This is a genomic window from Microbacterium enclense, from assembly GCA_038182865.1.
In the GTDB taxonomy this organism is placed as follows: Bacteria; Actinomycetota; Actinomycetes; order Actinomycetales; family Microbacteriaceae; genus Microbacterium; species Microbacterium enclense_B.
On the sequence record CP116226.1, the window covers coordinates 3,764,930 to 3,778,962 of the forward strand.

A 14,033-nucleotide genomic window follows, 5' to 3' on the forward strand; every position below is an offset into this window, starting at 1 on the left:
GCCGCGTGGCATCCTGTGACGGTGGACCTGACGCGCCTGCCGTTCTCCGTCTCGTTCCTGGGCGCGGCCCGCGGTGAACCCGCGATCGTGCTCCCCGGCGGCCCCTGTCGCGGGGTGGAGTACCTCGGCGACCTTGCGGGGCTCGCCGACGACCGGGCACTGGTGGTGCTGCATCCCCGCGGGACTCCGACCAGCGGCGGCCTCTCGCGCGGGTGGTGGGCGGACGCCGACGATGTCGTCCTGCTCCTCGACGCCCTCGGCCTCGATACCGCCGATCTCGTCGGACACTCGGCGGGAACGCGGCTGGCGCTGGCCGCCGCAGCCCGCTTCCCCGGCCGCGTCCGCTCGCTGACGCTGATCACCCCACCGGCCGCGTGGCTGACGGGCACCCCGTCCGACGTCGGCGAGCTCGCGCGGGAGGCGGAACCGGCCGTGCGCGCCGGTTTCGACGCCCTCTCCGAGAACGACGCCCGAAGCACCGCGGAGTTCCGTCGCCAGTTCCTGCGGCAGGCCCCCGCGACATATGCGCACTGGGGCACCGCCGAGAACGCGCACGCCCGAGTCGGGGCGGTGGATCTGGATGCCGCCCACGCGTGGTTCCGCGACATCCCCGCCGACGCGGTCGAGCGCATCCGCGCAAATGTCTCCGCCCCGACCCTGGTCGTCGCCGGTGACCGCGACCTGCTGACCGGAGTCGCTCCGGTGCGCGCCTACACCGAAGCCCTCGGCGCGCGGGTGACGATGTTGGAGGACTGCGGGCACTACCCCTGGGTCGAGCAGCCCGACGCGTTCCGTCGAGCAGTCGCCCCGTGGCTGGCCGGGCCGTCGTCCTGAGCGTGCCCACCCGTCCTGTTCACGCCCGCTACGGTGTGAGCGCGGCGACATCGCCGACCCGCCACCCCCCCCAGGAGAACCGCCCATGAACGTCATCGTCATCGGAGCGGGCATCGTCGGCGTCTCCGTCGCGCGTGAGCTCGCCACCCGCGGCGTGCAGGTCACCGTGCTCGAGCGCGACGCGGGCGGGCACCGCGGCTCGACGGCATTCGCCCCCGGTTTCGTCGGCGTGTACAACGATGCCCCCGTCCTCACCGACCTCGCCCGGGCATCGGTGGAGGCCTACCGGGAGATGTCCGCGTTCGCGACACCCGGAGGTCTCGAGCTGGCCACCACGCCCGACGGCTCCGACGCGCTCGCCGAACGCGTGCGCGCAGCGCGGGCCGCGGGCGTGCAGGCCACGATCGGCGACGCCCGCGCGCTGCCGTCCTTCGTGGACGACCGGCGCGTGACCGCCGTTGCGCGGTACGACCACGACGGGGTCACGACCCCGGGCCTGCTGCGAGCGGAGATCCGGACGGCGGCCGAGGCGTCGGGCGCGCGCGTCGTCACGGGAGCCGAGGTGGTCGAGATCCGCGACGACGGCGGGCGCTGGACCGTGCTGTCCGCCGACGGTCGTGCCGATACGGCCGATCAGATCGTGCTGGCCGGTGGGGTGTGGGGTCCCGGTCTCGCCTCGCTGCTCGGGCTGGATCTGCCGCTGTTCCCGGTCGCGCACCCCTACGTCTACGCGCGCGCTGACGCACCCCGCGTGGCATCGGGGCCGTTCGTGCGCTGGCCCGAGCGCCACGTGTACGCGCGCGCACACGGCGACACGCTCGGCATCGGGAGCTACGACCACCGCCCGGTCACGGTGGGTGCGGCCGACCTCGCCGACGGAGCGGGTCTGTCGTGGAACGCAGCATTCGACGCCCCGATCGCGTCGGCGCAGCAGCTTCTGCGACCCGAGGCCCGCTTCAGCCCGGCGACGCGCGTGAACGGCGTGTTCGCGATGACGCCCGACAACCTCCCGTTCATCGGCGCCGTTCCCGGAGCCCCGGGGGCGTGGGTCGCCCAGGCGGTGTGGGTCACGCACGCGGGCGGCACCGCCCGCATGCTGACGGCGGCGATCCTCGACGACCTCGCAGTACCGACCGAGCTCGCGGTCGACCGCTTCAGGGCCGAACCCGCAGGCCGCCTCGAGGCCTCGGCTCTGCGCCTGTACCGCGACATCTACGCCAACGACGCGGCCTGAGCTCCCGGCATCCGCGGGCCGGCCTGTTCCGCGCGCGCTGAGTGCCCCTCCCGGGCGGGGATCACGCGCTCAGGCGCTCAGCGCCGCCCGCGCCCGAGTTCCCACAGAGCGACCGCGCTCGCCGCGGCGACGTTGAGCGAGTCCACTCCCCCCGCCATCGGGATCGTCACCACCGTGTCGGCGGCGGCGAGCGCACTCCGGCTCAGACCGTCTCCCTCCGCGCCGAGCAGGAGGGCGACGCGCTCGTGACCGGCGGCGGAGAAGGCGTCGAGGGTCACCGCATCGTCGGAGAGCGCGAGGGCGGCGAGGTGCAGGCCCGCGTCGTGCAGGAGCGGCTTCGCTTCCGACCATTCGGGGAGCCGCGTCCACGGCACCTGGAAGACGGTGCCCATGCTGACCCGGACGCTCCGCCGGTACAGGGGATCCGCGCAGCGGGGCGTGACGAGCACGGCGTCCGCTCCGAGCGCTGCTGCCGAGCGGAAGGCGGCCCCGATGTTGGTGTGGTCCACGATGTCCTCGAGGACGACGACGAGTCGCGCGTCGCGGACGATCTCCTCGACGGATGCCAGGGCCGGACGATGCATCGATGCCAGCAGCCCTCGGTGCACCGTGTAGCCCGTGACCTGCTCGGCGATCTCCGCCGGGACGACGTAGACGTCCGCCTCGTCGCCGACGAGGGCGAGGGCGTCGGCGAGGAACTTCTCCTGCACGAGCACCGAACGCGGGCGATGCCCGGCACGCAGCGCGCGGTCGAGCACTTTCGACGACTCGGCGATGTACAGCCCGCCCGCGGGTTCTGCCACGCGCCGCAGCGAGACGTCGGTGAGGTCGCGGTAGTCGGCGAGGCGCGGGTCGTCGGCGGAATCGAGCGGGATGACGGGCATCACCCCATCGTGCCAGCAACGCTCTCAGGTCTCGGCGCTGCCTCCGCGCCACTGACGCGCTTCGGGAACCCGCTGCACCGCTGACGCGCCCGGGAACCCGCCCCACCGCCGGTGAGTGTCCAGGACACCCGGAACGCTCGGAGAATCGTCCGGGTGTCGTGGACACTCACCGGCAGGGCGCGGCGCGGGTCGGCACGGGCTGGCAGGGCGCGGCGCGGGACAGCACGGCGTAGGACAGCGCGGCGCGGCGCGGGACAAGGGCGGGACCGGATGCCGGGAGCCGGTGCTCACGCCACGTGCAGCACCCGTCCGCCGCCGACGACGAGAGCGCGCTCGGGCAGGCGCACGAGTGCGTCGAGGGGGTTCTCGGCATCCATCAGCACGATGTCGGCCCGGGCGCCTTCGACGAGGTCGTGCGTCTCGCGGCCCACCGACCAGGCGGCGGCGCTCGTGGCGAGCTGTACGACGCGGAGCAGATCCTCGTCGTGGACCAGACCGGCCGCTCGGGCGTACTGCCAGGCGATGCCGAGGGTGTCGCCCGTGCCATAGGGGCTCCACAGATCGCGGATGCCATCGGTGCCGAACGCGAAGGGCACGCCGGCCCCATCGAGCTCGGCGAGCGGCAGTTGCGGAAGGCGGAGGGGGGCGACCGTGGTCATCGTGACACCGACCTCCGACATCGCCGCCAGGAGGTCGCGACGGCGAGCGGGCTCGAGCTGCGCGACGGCGAAGCCGTGGGCGATGTTCACCCGCCCCTGCAGCCCGCGTCGCGCGGTGCGATCGATCAGGACCTCGATCTGGAACGCCCCGAGATCGGCCGGGTCGTGCAGGTGGATGTCGATGCCGACGCCCGTGTCGGCGGCGAGCGCGGTGATGGCGTCGATCTGCCCGACGGGGTCGCGGTCGATGGTGGCCGGGTCCAGTCCTCCGATCACGTCGACGCTGTCGCGGCCGGCGGCCTCGCGGAGCAGGTCGAGCACGCCGGGACGACGCAGGATCCCGTCCTGCGGGAAGGCCACGATCCGGACGTCGAGCGCCCCCTCGTAAGCCGCGGCGGCTTCCTCGACCGCGGCGATTCCGCGTACCCCGATCCCGGTGTCGACGTCGACGTGCGTCCGGACGGCCGTCGTCCCGTGACGGACGAACTCGCGCAGGACGTACGCGGAGCGCTCGACCGACGGGATGCCGAGGGCCTCCCGTTCCGACCTCTCGTGCCGGATGCGCCCCTCGGTCGTCCCCTCTCCGCCGTAGGACTGCCAGGGCAGCCCCCACCACGATTTGTCGACGTGCGCGTGGGCGTTGATGATCCCGGGCAGGGCGAGGAGCCCGCGCCCGTCGAACTCCCGCACGCCGAGCGGCGCGGTGCCCGCGGGGGTGACGGCGGTGATGACGCCGTCGTCGATGGCGATGTCGACGAGCTCGCCACCCCACGGCCGGACGCGGCGGAGGTTCGTGATGGGGAGCATGGCGGGTGGGGGGAGAGAGCTCATTCCCCCAGTATCGACGCCGCTCCTGCGTGCGTCCGGTACGCGATCACCCGTCCTAGACTCGACACGACGGAGGTGTGCATGACCGACACGACGAGGGATGCCGAGTCCCTGGCATCCATCGATCGGGCCGTCGAGGTGCTCGCGGGTCGCCGCATCGCGGTGCTGACCGGCGCGGGCGTATCGACGGATTCGGGCATCCCCGACTACCGCGGAAAGGGTGCACCCACGCGGACGCCCATGACGGTGCAGCAGTTCCTCGCAAGCCCCGAGGCACGACGGCGGTACTGGGTCGGCAGTCATCTCGGGTGGAAGGTGTTCGCGGCGGCCGAGCCCAACGACGGCCACCGCGCCCTGGCCGATCTCGAGCTCGCGGGTGTCGCGAACGGGGTCGTCACGCAGAACGTCGACGGTCTGCACGTCCGCGCCGGCAGCAGCCGGGTGGTCGAGCTGCACGGCACGATGCGCCGCATCGGCTGTCTGCACTGCGGGCAGATCTTCGATCGCCGTGATCTGGCCGAGCGCATCGAGGCGGAGAATCCGTGGATCACCGCACCCGAGAACGTCGAGCTCGGACCCGACGGCGACGTCACTCCGACCTCCGCCGACGGGTTCGTCGTCCCCGTGTGCTCGGTGTGCGGGGGCACGCTGAAACCCGACGTGGTGTTCTTCGGCGAGTACATCCCGGTCGAGAAGTTCCGCGAGGCCGAACAACTCGTCCACGCGAGCGAGGCTCTCGTCATCGCCGGGTCGTCGCTCGTGGTGAACTCGGGCATCCGCCTCGTCGAGCGCGCGCGGCGCCGTCGTCTGCCGGTGGTCATCATCAATCGGGGCGAGACGCGGGCCGATCGCCGTGCGGCCGTGAAGATCGACGGGGGCACGACGTCCGTCCTGCGCGCTTTCGCGGATCGGCTGCCGGGACTGCTCTGATTCGCGGCGGTGGCATCACCCCGCGGGAGTGAACCCCACCGCCCCGCCCTCGAGGAACGCGCGGTGGGCCCCGAGCACACTCATCCCCGTGAGGCGCTCGACGGCTGCCGTGGCGGCGTCTCGCAGGTCGTCGTGACGTCGGACGAACACCTCGTGTGCGCGTGGGGCGCTCCAGTGCGACGGCAGGAGCACGGCCGGAAGGTCGGGGTCGGTGAAGGGGAAGCGTCGGTAGTCGTCGGTGAGGCGGACGCGCGCGACGAGGGCGTCCTCGTCGGTCGCGGGCTTCGTCGTGAGGTCGTGCCGCTCGACGAAGACGCGATACTGGGCATCGAGGGCATCCAGATCCCACCCGCGGGCGGCGATCGAACGATCACGGTCGAGGTCACCGCTCCGACTGAGGAACACGTCGGAGCCCACGCCGCCGGCATCCATGAGATCTCGTGCGGCCACCAGGCGATCGCCGGGGGCGACCCAGATCGCCGGCTGCAGTTGCCCGAACCCCAGCCAGGTCAGCTGCTTGCGCACCTCATCGCGGGCGGAGCGGTCTCCGGCGCGCGTCGCGATGAGCGTCCACTCCCCGCCCCACTCCCCGGACACGTGACGGAAGATGCGCTCGCGCCCCTCATCGAGCAGGTGCCAGGCTTTCGGCGAGAGGACGTAGGTCGTGAGGCGCCCGTCGCGACGCGTCTCGAACCAGCCCTCGGCGCGCAGCCGCGACATCACGACACGGGTCGTGGCAGGCTCCACGCCGAAGAGCTGGAGCACGTCGCTGAGACCGCGCAGCGGAACCTCTCCCACACCGCAGTAGCGGAAGTAGTCTCCGAAGAGCGTGAAGACGAGGGAGCGGGGGCGCATGCGAGAACGTTACCGGAGACTCATGTAACGAAGCTATGGCGCAGGACCAATTTATGTTGCATACTCGATGCGTCGTGACGGTTCGACATCTTCAGCGAGGAGGCTGACATGCGTATCGCGATCATCGGAGGCGGTCCCGGCGGACTGCTGTTCGCCGCCCTGGCCGCCCGGAACATCCCCGACTCCCGTGTCGATCTCTTCGAGCGCAACCGTGCCGACGAGGCGTTCGGCTTCGGGGTCGTGTTCTCGGACGCCACCCAGAGCGGAGTGGATGCCGCCGACTCGGCGCTGCGCGAGACCCTCGACGCCTCGGGCGTGCGGTGGGACACGATCCGCGTGACCGCCAAGGGCGAGACCATGACGTTCCGCGGCAACGGGATGGGCGCGGTCCTGCGCAAGGATCTCCTCGCCGCCCTGCAGCAGCGTGCGACCGACGCCGGCGCGCACCTGCACTTCTCCACGCCGCGGCAGGTGGACGAGCTCTCGGACTACGACGTGATCGTCGCGGCGGACGGGGCCAACTCCCAGACCCGCGCCGCGATCGGCGACGACGCCCTCGGGGTGACCTACGAGACCGCCGCGGCCAAGTTCATCTGGTTCGCCACCGACGCCCCGTTCGAGGGACTCACGTTCCTGCACACCCATGTCGACGGCCTCCCGGGCGACGTCCCCGGCGTCTTCGCGGCACACGCGTACCCGATCGGAGGGGGCCTGTCGACCTTCATCGTCGAGACCGACGAGGACACCTGGCGCGCCGCCGGTCTCGACGGGTTCGACCAGGCCACTCCTCCGGGACCGAGCGACGAGCACAGCCAGCGACGCCTCGAGGAGATCTTCGCGCCGCTGATCGGCGGGGCCCGACTCATCGGCAACAACTCCCGGTGGGGCAATTTCCGCACCATCCGCGCGCGGAGCTGGCACGAGGGCCGCGTGGTGCTGCTGGGGGACGCGGTGCACACGGCCCACTTCTCCGTCGGCAGCGGGACGAAGATGTCGCTCGAGGATGCCATTGCGCTCGCCGAGGCGCTCGCCGCGCACCCGACCGACATCGCGGCCGCCTTCGTCGCGTACGAGAACGTGCGTCAGCCGCAGGTCGCCCGCATCCAGGGCGCGGCGCGGCCGAGCCTGTCGTGGTGGGAGAACTTCGGAACCTACTTCCACGCGTTCGAGCCGTGGCAGTTCGGCTTCCACTTCTTCTCCCGCGCGCTGCCCGCGGCCAAGATCGCCCGCCGCGACCCGGAGGCCGTCGCCCGTGCCCTCGAGCGATGGGAGAGCCGGTACGGCGCTCCACCCCTCGAGTCGATCATGAGCGGATTGCTCGATCGGCGCGTCCTCGACCGCGAGGAGTTGCCCCCGGTCGTCACGGTCGCCGCGGGCGACGGCATCCGTCCCGACGACGCCGTGCGCGAGGCGCTCCACGGCCACGCCGACGCCACCGCGGTGCTCGTGACCGGCGGGAGCGCGCTCGACCGCCAGCTCACGGCCGAAGCCGCTCGGCTCCGCCACGGTGTCGCGGCCATCATCGACGAACCCGATTGCGACGAGGATCGCGCCATGACCCTGGTGCTCTCCGGCCGCGCGGACGCGGTGCTGCGATGAGGACGCGCGAGGGGACCACGCCCTGGCCCGACGCGTTCGCGGAGCGCTACCGCGCGGAAGGACTCTGGCAGGGCCGCACGCTGGGCGACGCGTTCGCCGCAGCGGCACGGGTTCACACCGATCACATCGCCCTCGTCGACGAGGATCGCGCGCTGACCTACGCAGACCTGCACGACCGCGTCGAGGCGTGCGCTGCGCGCCTGCTCGACCTCGACCTCGTCCCCGACGACCGCATCGTCGTGCAGCTGCCCAACCACTGGACGTTCGTCGTGCTGACGCTGGCATGCCTGCGGGTCGGCGTCGTGCCGGTCATGGCTCTGCCCGCCCACCGCGAGCACGAGCTTCGCCACCTCGTCTCCGCGTCCGAAGCGGTCGCGCTGATCACCCCCGACACGCTGCGCGACTTCGATCACCTGGCGCTCGCCCGCGGTCTTCGCGCGTCGACACCGACGGTGCGACACCTCATCGTCCTGGGCGACAGCGGACATTCCCCCGACGTGGAGAGCCTCACCGCCCTGTGCGCCCCGTCCGATGAGAGGACTCGCGACCGGGCGCTCCCGACACCGGATGCCGCGGACGTCGCCGTGTTCCTCCTCTCCGGCGGGACCACGGGCCTGCCGAAGCTCATCGCACGGACGCACGACGACTACCTCTGCAACATCGCGCTGACCTCTCCCCCCGCCGCCGTCGACGCCGGCACGGTGTACCTCGCGACTCTGCCGATGGGCCACAACTTCCCGCTCGCGTGCCCCGGGATCCTCGGAACACTGCTCGCCGGCGGCACCGTGGTGCCACTGGGCTCCCCGCGCCCGGAACGCGCGTTCGCCGCGATCGAGCGGCACGGCGTCACCCACACCGCGGCGGTCCCGGCCGTCGTGGCCGCCTGGCTGGATCACGCGGGCGTCGTCGGCGCCGAGGCCCTCCGGAGCCTGCGTGTGCTGCAGGTGGGCGGCGCGCGCCTCGCGGACGAGCTGGCAGAACGCGTGGTGCGCGGCCTCCCCGGCACGCTGCAGCAGGTGTTCGGCATGGCGGAAGGGCTCATCAACGTCACGCGCCTCGACGACCCGGTCGAGGCGATCGTCCGCACGCAGGGCCGGCCCGTGTCGGATCGGGACGAGCTGCGGGTCGTCGACGAGGCGACGGGCCGCGAGGTCGGCACGGGCGAGCCCGGCGTGCTGTTGACGCGCGGGCCGTACACGCCGCGCGGCTACTACGACGCCGTCGAGGCGAACGCGCGGTCCTTCACTCCCGACGGCTTCTACATCACCGGAGACATCGTGCGCCTCCGCCCCGACGGCAACCTCGTCGTCGAGGGCCGCAGCAAAGACATGATCAACCGCGGCGGCGAGAACATCTCTGCCGAAGAGGTCGAGAACCTCGTCTACGGTCTCGCGTGCGTACGGCTGGCGGCCGCCGTGGCGATGCCCCACGACACCCTCGGCGAAACGGTGTGCCTCTTCGCCGTCCTCCATGACGGCCATGACCTCGACCTCGCCACGGTGCGCGCGCACTTCGACGCGTCCGGCGTCGCGGCGTTCAAACGCCCCGACCACCTCGTCACGGTCGACGAGCTCCCCCTCACCAAGGTCGGCAAGATCGACAAGAAGGCGCTGCGCGAGCGCCTCGCGCTCGAGCAGGCCACCGAGCTCACGGCATCAGGAAAGGCCGGCTGATGTTCATCGACGCAGGAGACCTCTCCCCCGCCGACACCTACCGGCTCCTGGTCGGCTCGGTCGTGCCCCGCCCGATCGCGTGGGTCACGAGCGGCCACGACCCGGTGAACTTGGCGCCCTTCAGCTCGTTCGCCTGGGTGAGCCAGCACCCGGCGATGCTTGGATTCACCGTCAACAGGCGCCCGAGCGGACGCAAAGACACCGTCCGCAACATCGAGGAGCACGGCGAGTTCGTGGTCAACATCGCGGACGAGTCGATGCTCGAGGCGCTGCACGCCAGTAGCGAGTGGATGCCACCCGAGATCGGCGAAGCCGACCGCCTCGGCCTCGCGCTCGAGGACTCGCGGCTCATCGGCATCCCGGGCTTGCGTGACGCCCCCGTCCGCATGGAGTGCCGGTACCACTCGACGACGGCGTTCAGCCCCACCGGCGGCGAGTTCGTCGTGGGGACTGTCGTCGCCTGGTCGATCCGCGACGACGTCGTGCGGCTCGGCTCGACGGGCGCCGCGAGCATCGACACGCAGCGGCTGCGCCCGATCGGGCGCCTCGCCGGCCCGCGCTACAGCCCGCTCGGTGACGTGGTCGAGCTGCCGCCGGTGCCGGGCGGCTGAGACCGCACGCCGGGCCCGCATGCGATGACCGAGGGCGCACCCGTTCGTCGCTCATCGGGTGCGCCCTCGGCGATGGCACGCGATCCCGAGGTCCCGCGCGAAACTCAGAACCAGCGCGCGATCGCCGGCAGATCCCCGCCACCCACGACCCGCACGCGCCGGGCGCCGCGCCCGGCGAGCCAGCGGGCGAGGTCAGCCGCGGCTCCCTCGACGACCGGCCCACCCTCGCCGTACTCGCCCGGCGATGCCTCACGGTCGGTGGCCCTCAGCACGACCGCCCCGGGCTCCGCGCGGCGGGTCCAGGCACGCAGCACGTCGGCGATGACTGCGTCGATCATCTCTGCGGGGAAGTCGAGGAACGAGCCGCCGTTGTCGAGGTCGACGGCGTGTACCCACACCTCTTTCGCGCGCATCCACGCCGTCTCGCGCGCGGGGACCGTGCGCCCCTGCGCGGTGACGACCTCCGCATCCCACTGCGCGTCGCTCAGGTCGCGCCACTCCACGTCGAGGTGGACTGCGGCGTGGTCGACGAGGTGGCGGAGGGCCCGCGTGGGCAGGGTCGCGCCCAAGACGATCTCGTCCCACCTCTGCGTGTCGGAGGCGTACATGCGGTTCTCGACGCCCGTGCGCGCCCACTCGACGAGGCGGGCGACCGCACGCGCGTTGTACCCGACGTGCGCGACGAGGTGCCGCCGCGTCCATCCGGGCAGCAGGCTCGGCGCGTCGAGATCGGCGTCGTCGAGCTGCATGAGACGCCGGGCGAAGTACGCCGTACCGCGGCGGGCGAGGTCGAGGTGGGCGTGCGGGGCGGCGTCGGCGTCGTACCGCGCTCCCGCCCCCTGCCGTTCGCGCAGCGCCCGCTCCTCGGCGCTGAGCGGGAGGTCGGTCACGGCTCTTCCGCCACGAAGCGGTTGGCGAGCGTCCCGATTCCGTCGATGGTGACCTCGACCACGCTTCCGGATGCCAGATACTCCCGCGGCTCGCGGGCATGGCCGACGCCGCCGGGGGTTCCGGTGAGGATCACGTCTCCGGGGCGCAGCGTCGTGATCGTGGACACGTAGCGCACGAGATCGACCGGGCCGTGGACGAGGTCGTGGATGTCGCCGACCTGCTTCTGCACGCCGTCGACGGTCGTCGTCATGCGAGCGTCGGAGGGGATCTCATCGGGGGTGGCGACGACAGGGCCCACGGGTGTCGAGCGCTCCCACATCTTGCCCTGCAGCCACTCGCGGGTGCGGAACTGCCAATCGCGCATCGACACGTCATTGGCGATCGTGTACCCGGCGATCGCGTCCTCGGCCTGTTCCGCATCGGCGCGGCGGACGGTGGCGCCGATGACGACGGCGAGCTCGCCCTCCCAGTCGATCTCGGGACTCTCCGCGGGCAGGGCGATGTCTTCCCCGGCTGCGGCGAGGGTGTCGGCGAACTTGGCGAACAGCACGGGGTAGTCGGGCAGGTCGCGCTTCATCTCGAGGATGTGGGCACGGTAGTTCAGACCGACGCAGACGATCTTGCTCGGCTCCAGGATCACGGGCGCGAAGCGGACGGCATCCAGGTCGATGATCGGTCCGTCGAGGTGCGCGACCGCGGAGACCGGACCGGCCCGCAGCAGGTCACCGACGTCGGCGAAGCGCTCGAGCACCACGGCCGTGTGCCCGTCGATGCGGGCGGCGGCCGTGGTGCCGTTCCACTGGATCGTGCTGAGCTTCATCGGTCGTTCTCCTCTTCGAACTCGCGGTACAGCCCCAGGCCCTCGAAGATGGGCGTGTCGCTGAAGTGGAACAGGTCGAGGCGTGTCTCGGCCTGCACGCGGAAGCGGCACCAGCTGGGCACCACGAAGATGTCGCCGTGCTCGACGGTGTGCTCCTGATCGCCCAAGAGCACGCGTCCGGTCCCCTCGAACACCTGGTAGACGTTCGAGCCGACCTCCTGTCGCACCGGGGTCGACGCCCCCTCGCGCAAGCGGTGGAACTGGGCGCGGATGGTGGGCATCACGTCGCCGCCGGTGGTGGGGTTGGAGAATCGCACGGCGGCGTGGCCGGGGCCGACGGTCGCCGGCATCCCCTCGCCCTCGAGCAGCAGCTGGTCGGTGAGCGCGGCATCGGTGCGCTCCCACCGGTAGGCGCCGATCGGGCTCGACACGGTCCGTCTGAGCCCCGCGAGCGGGAGGAGGCCGGGGTGAGCCCACAGGCGCTCGGAGCGGGAGTAGTTGGGGGTCGCCTCGTCGGTGACGCGTTCGGAACCGAACTCGAAGAACCCCGAGTCCATCTGGTAGGCGAAGGGGATGTCGAGTCCATCGATCCAGGTCATCGACTGGTCGGTCTCGTTGTGGTGACCGTGGAAGTGCCACCCGGGGGTGAGCAGGAAGTCGCCGCGGCTCATGCGGACGGGATCTCCGTTGACGACGGTCCAGACGCCCTCCCCCGACGTCACGAAGCGGAACGCGTTCTGCGAGTGCCGGTGTTCGGGTGCCGTCTCGCGCGGCCCCAGCTGCTGGATCGCCGCCCACAACGTCGGGGAGATGTACGCCCGCCCGTGCAGACCAGGGTTGGCGAGCCCGATCGCCCGACGCTCGCCTCCGCGACCGACCGGCACGAGGTCGCCGGCGCGCTCCGCGAGGGGGCGCAGGGCACTCCATCGCCACACCCAGGGGATCGCTTTCGGCTGCGGGGCCTGCGGCATGAGGTCGTCGAGCTGCGTCCACAGCGGGATGAGGTGCTGCTCCTCGAAACCGCGGTACAGCGCGCGCAGTTCGGGGGTGTCGTCGGGCTGCATCGCATTCTCGACCGGCGTGATGGTCTCGCTCATCGGTCCTCCTTGACGTCGACTCCTCTCAGATTGCATTACTACACACCGTTGCGCAACGGTTTTTTGTCACACATCGCGAGAATGTGAGACATTTCTCTTGCGCCAGACGCGAATGTGTTACACCATGTGGCCACGGGATGCCGTGGCACCGCGCCGCGGCCCCGGTGAGAGCATCGACGATCTGCAAGGAGGCAGACAATGTCCGAACTCGAGCACCACGAGACGACCTCGTCCGACGGGACGCGTCTTGCGTACTTCCGCCGCGGCAGTGGGCCCGCGCTCGTCGTGACGCACGGGAGCATCGCGACGAAGGAGCAGTGGATCCCCGCCAGCGAAGCCCTCGCCGAACACGTCACCCTCTACGTGTACGACCGACGCGGCCGCGGCGGAACCGGCGACGCGGCCGATTACTCGCTCGCCCACGAGGTCGCCGACATCGCGGCGATGAGGGAGGTCGCCGGTCCCGGATCCCACCTGCTCGGGCATTCGTTCGGAGCCCTGGCCACCCTCGCCTACGCGCGCGAGCACGGTCTGGGCGGGGGCACCCTCATCGCGTACGAGCCTCCGTTGGCCGTGCAGGGACCCGTCGCCGGCGAACGCCTGCAGGGCTATCGCGACCTGGTGGATGCCGGTGACCTCGACGCCGCTCTCGAGTATGCGCTCGTGAACTTCGTGCGTGTGCCCGCCGAGGCGATCCCGTTCATCCGAGAGACGCCGTTGTGGGGCGCGAGTGTGCCGCTCACCCCCACCTGGGTGCGCGAGCTCGCCGAGATCGACGCCCTGGGCGGCGACCTCACCGGGTACGCCGAGATCGACGACCCGACCCACCTGATCGCCGGGACGGCGACCACGTCGTTCCTGTACCAGTCGGTGCACGATCTCGCGGAGATCGTGCCGAATGCGGCGATCAGCGACATCGAGGGAGCGGACCACTTCGCCCACCTCGCGGACCCCGAAGGCTTCACGCGCGTGGTCGTGAGTGCGCTGAACGCCGACACGGTCGCCCGCTAGCACGATCCCGAGACCCGGCCCCGGCGCGCGACCGACCGCGCCGGGGCCGTGCCACACCCGGACGCCGCGCGCACGCCGAGCCGCACCCGCACGCACACCCGGGCGCG

General features: G+C 71.7%; 13 protein-coding genes. 7 read left to right on the forward strand and 6 right to left on the reverse strand.

All coding sequences use genetic code 11. The features are described 5' to 3' along the window. Positions 1–21 precede the first annotated feature (21 nt). Positions 22–834 (forward strand): alpha/beta hydrolase, encoded by an 813-nt coding sequence (locus PIR02_17845; protein ID WZH36590.1) that lies wholly within the window; start codon positions 22–24, stop codon positions 832–834. Between the two features lie 85 nt (positions 835–919). Next, positions 920–2,068 (forward strand): FAD-dependent oxidoreductase, encoded by a 1,149-nt coding sequence (locus PIR02_17850; GenBank protein ID WZH36591.1) that lies wholly within the window; start codon positions 920–922, stop codon positions 2,066–2,068. 77 nt (positions 2,069–2,145) lie between these two features. On the opposite strand, the gene PIR02_17855 is transcribed toward PIR02_17850, so the two are convergent. Further along, positions 2,146–2,952, reverse strand: a complete 807-nt coding sequence (locus PIR02_17855; GenBank protein ID WZH36592.1) for an RNA methyltransferase — start codon at positions 2,950–2,952, stop codon at positions 2,146–2,148. A gap of 287 nt (positions 2,953–3,239) precedes the next feature. Continuing rightward, positions 3,240–4,442 carry an amidohydrolase family protein gene (locus PIR02_17860; GenBank protein ID WZH36593.1) on the reverse strand — a complete coding sequence of 401 codons (1,203 nt, stop codon included), beginning with the start codon at positions 4,440–4,442 and terminating at the stop codon, positions 3,240–3,242. A 78-nt stretch (positions 4,443–4,520) separates the two neighbouring features. On the opposite strand from PIR02_17860, the gene PIR02_17865 reads away from it, so the two are divergent. Next, positions 4,521–5,369, forward strand: a complete 849-nt coding sequence (locus PIR02_17865; GenBank protein ID WZH36594.1) for an NAD-dependent deacetylase — start codon at positions 4,521–4,523, stop codon at positions 5,367–5,369. 15 nt (positions 5,370–5,384) lie between these two features. Here PIR02_17865 and PIR02_17870 read toward each other — a convergent pair whose 3' ends face one another. Then, on the reverse strand, positions 5,385–6,224 hold the full coding sequence (locus tag PIR02_17870; GenBank protein WZH36595.1) for a PaaX family transcriptional regulator C-terminal domain-containing protein: 840 nt from the start codon (positions 6,222–6,224) through the stop codon (positions 5,385–5,387). Positions 6,225–6,332: 108 nt separating this feature from the next. Here PIR02_17870 and PIR02_17875 point away from each other — a divergent pair, with 108 nt between their 5' ends. From PIR02_17875 to PIR02_17885, 3 genes are read left to right on the forward strand one after another with little or no spacing between them, the layout of a single operon-like run. Then, positions 6,333–7,823, forward strand: a complete 1,491-nt coding sequence (locus PIR02_17875) for an FAD-dependent monooxygenase (GenBank protein WZH36596.1) — start codon at positions 6,333–6,335, stop codon at positions 7,821–7,823. Beyond that, entirely contained in the window at positions 7,820–9,496 is a 1,677-nt protein-coding gene (locus PIR02_17880; GenBank protein WZH36597.1) for an AMP-binding protein, read from the forward strand. The genes PIR02_17875 and PIR02_17880 overlap by 4 nt, the downstream gene beginning before the upstream one ends. After that, a complete protein-coding gene (locus PIR02_17885; GenBank protein WZH36598.1) occupies positions 9,496–10,107 on the forward strand; it encodes a flavin reductase family protein in 612 nt (203 codons plus the stop codon). Before PIR02_17880 ends, PIR02_17885 begins: the two co-directional genes overlap by 1 nt. Positions 10,108–10,211: 104 nt before the next feature. Here PIR02_17885 and PIR02_17890 read toward each other — a convergent pair whose 3' ends face one another. From PIR02_17890 to PIR02_17900, 3 genes are read right to left on the reverse strand one after another with little or no spacing between them, the layout of a single operon-like run. Then, entirely contained in the window at positions 10,212–10,997 is a 786-nt protein-coding gene (locus tag PIR02_17890) for a maleylpyruvate isomerase family mycothiol-dependent enzyme (GenBank protein ID WZH36599.1), read from the reverse strand. Next, a complete protein-coding gene (locus tag PIR02_17895; protein ID WZH36600.1) occupies positions 10,994–11,818 on the reverse strand; it encodes a fumarylacetoacetate hydrolase family protein in 825 nt (274 codons plus the stop codon). The genes PIR02_17890 and PIR02_17895 overlap by 4 nt, the downstream gene beginning before the upstream one ends. After that, a complete protein-coding gene (locus tag PIR02_17900) occupies positions 11,815–12,915 on the reverse strand; it encodes a cupin domain-containing protein (protein ID WZH36601.1) in 1,101 nt (366 codons plus the stop codon). Before PIR02_17900 ends, PIR02_17895 begins: the two co-directional genes overlap by 4 nt. Positions 12,916–13,113: 198 nt before the next feature. Here PIR02_17900 and PIR02_17905 point away from each other — a divergent pair, with 198 nt between their 5' ends. Next, on the forward strand, positions 13,114–13,926 hold the full coding sequence (locus PIR02_17905) for an alpha/beta hydrolase (GenBank protein WZH36602.1): 813 nt from the start codon (positions 13,114–13,116) through the stop codon (positions 13,924–13,926). Positions 13,927–14,033 lie beyond the last annotated feature (107 nt).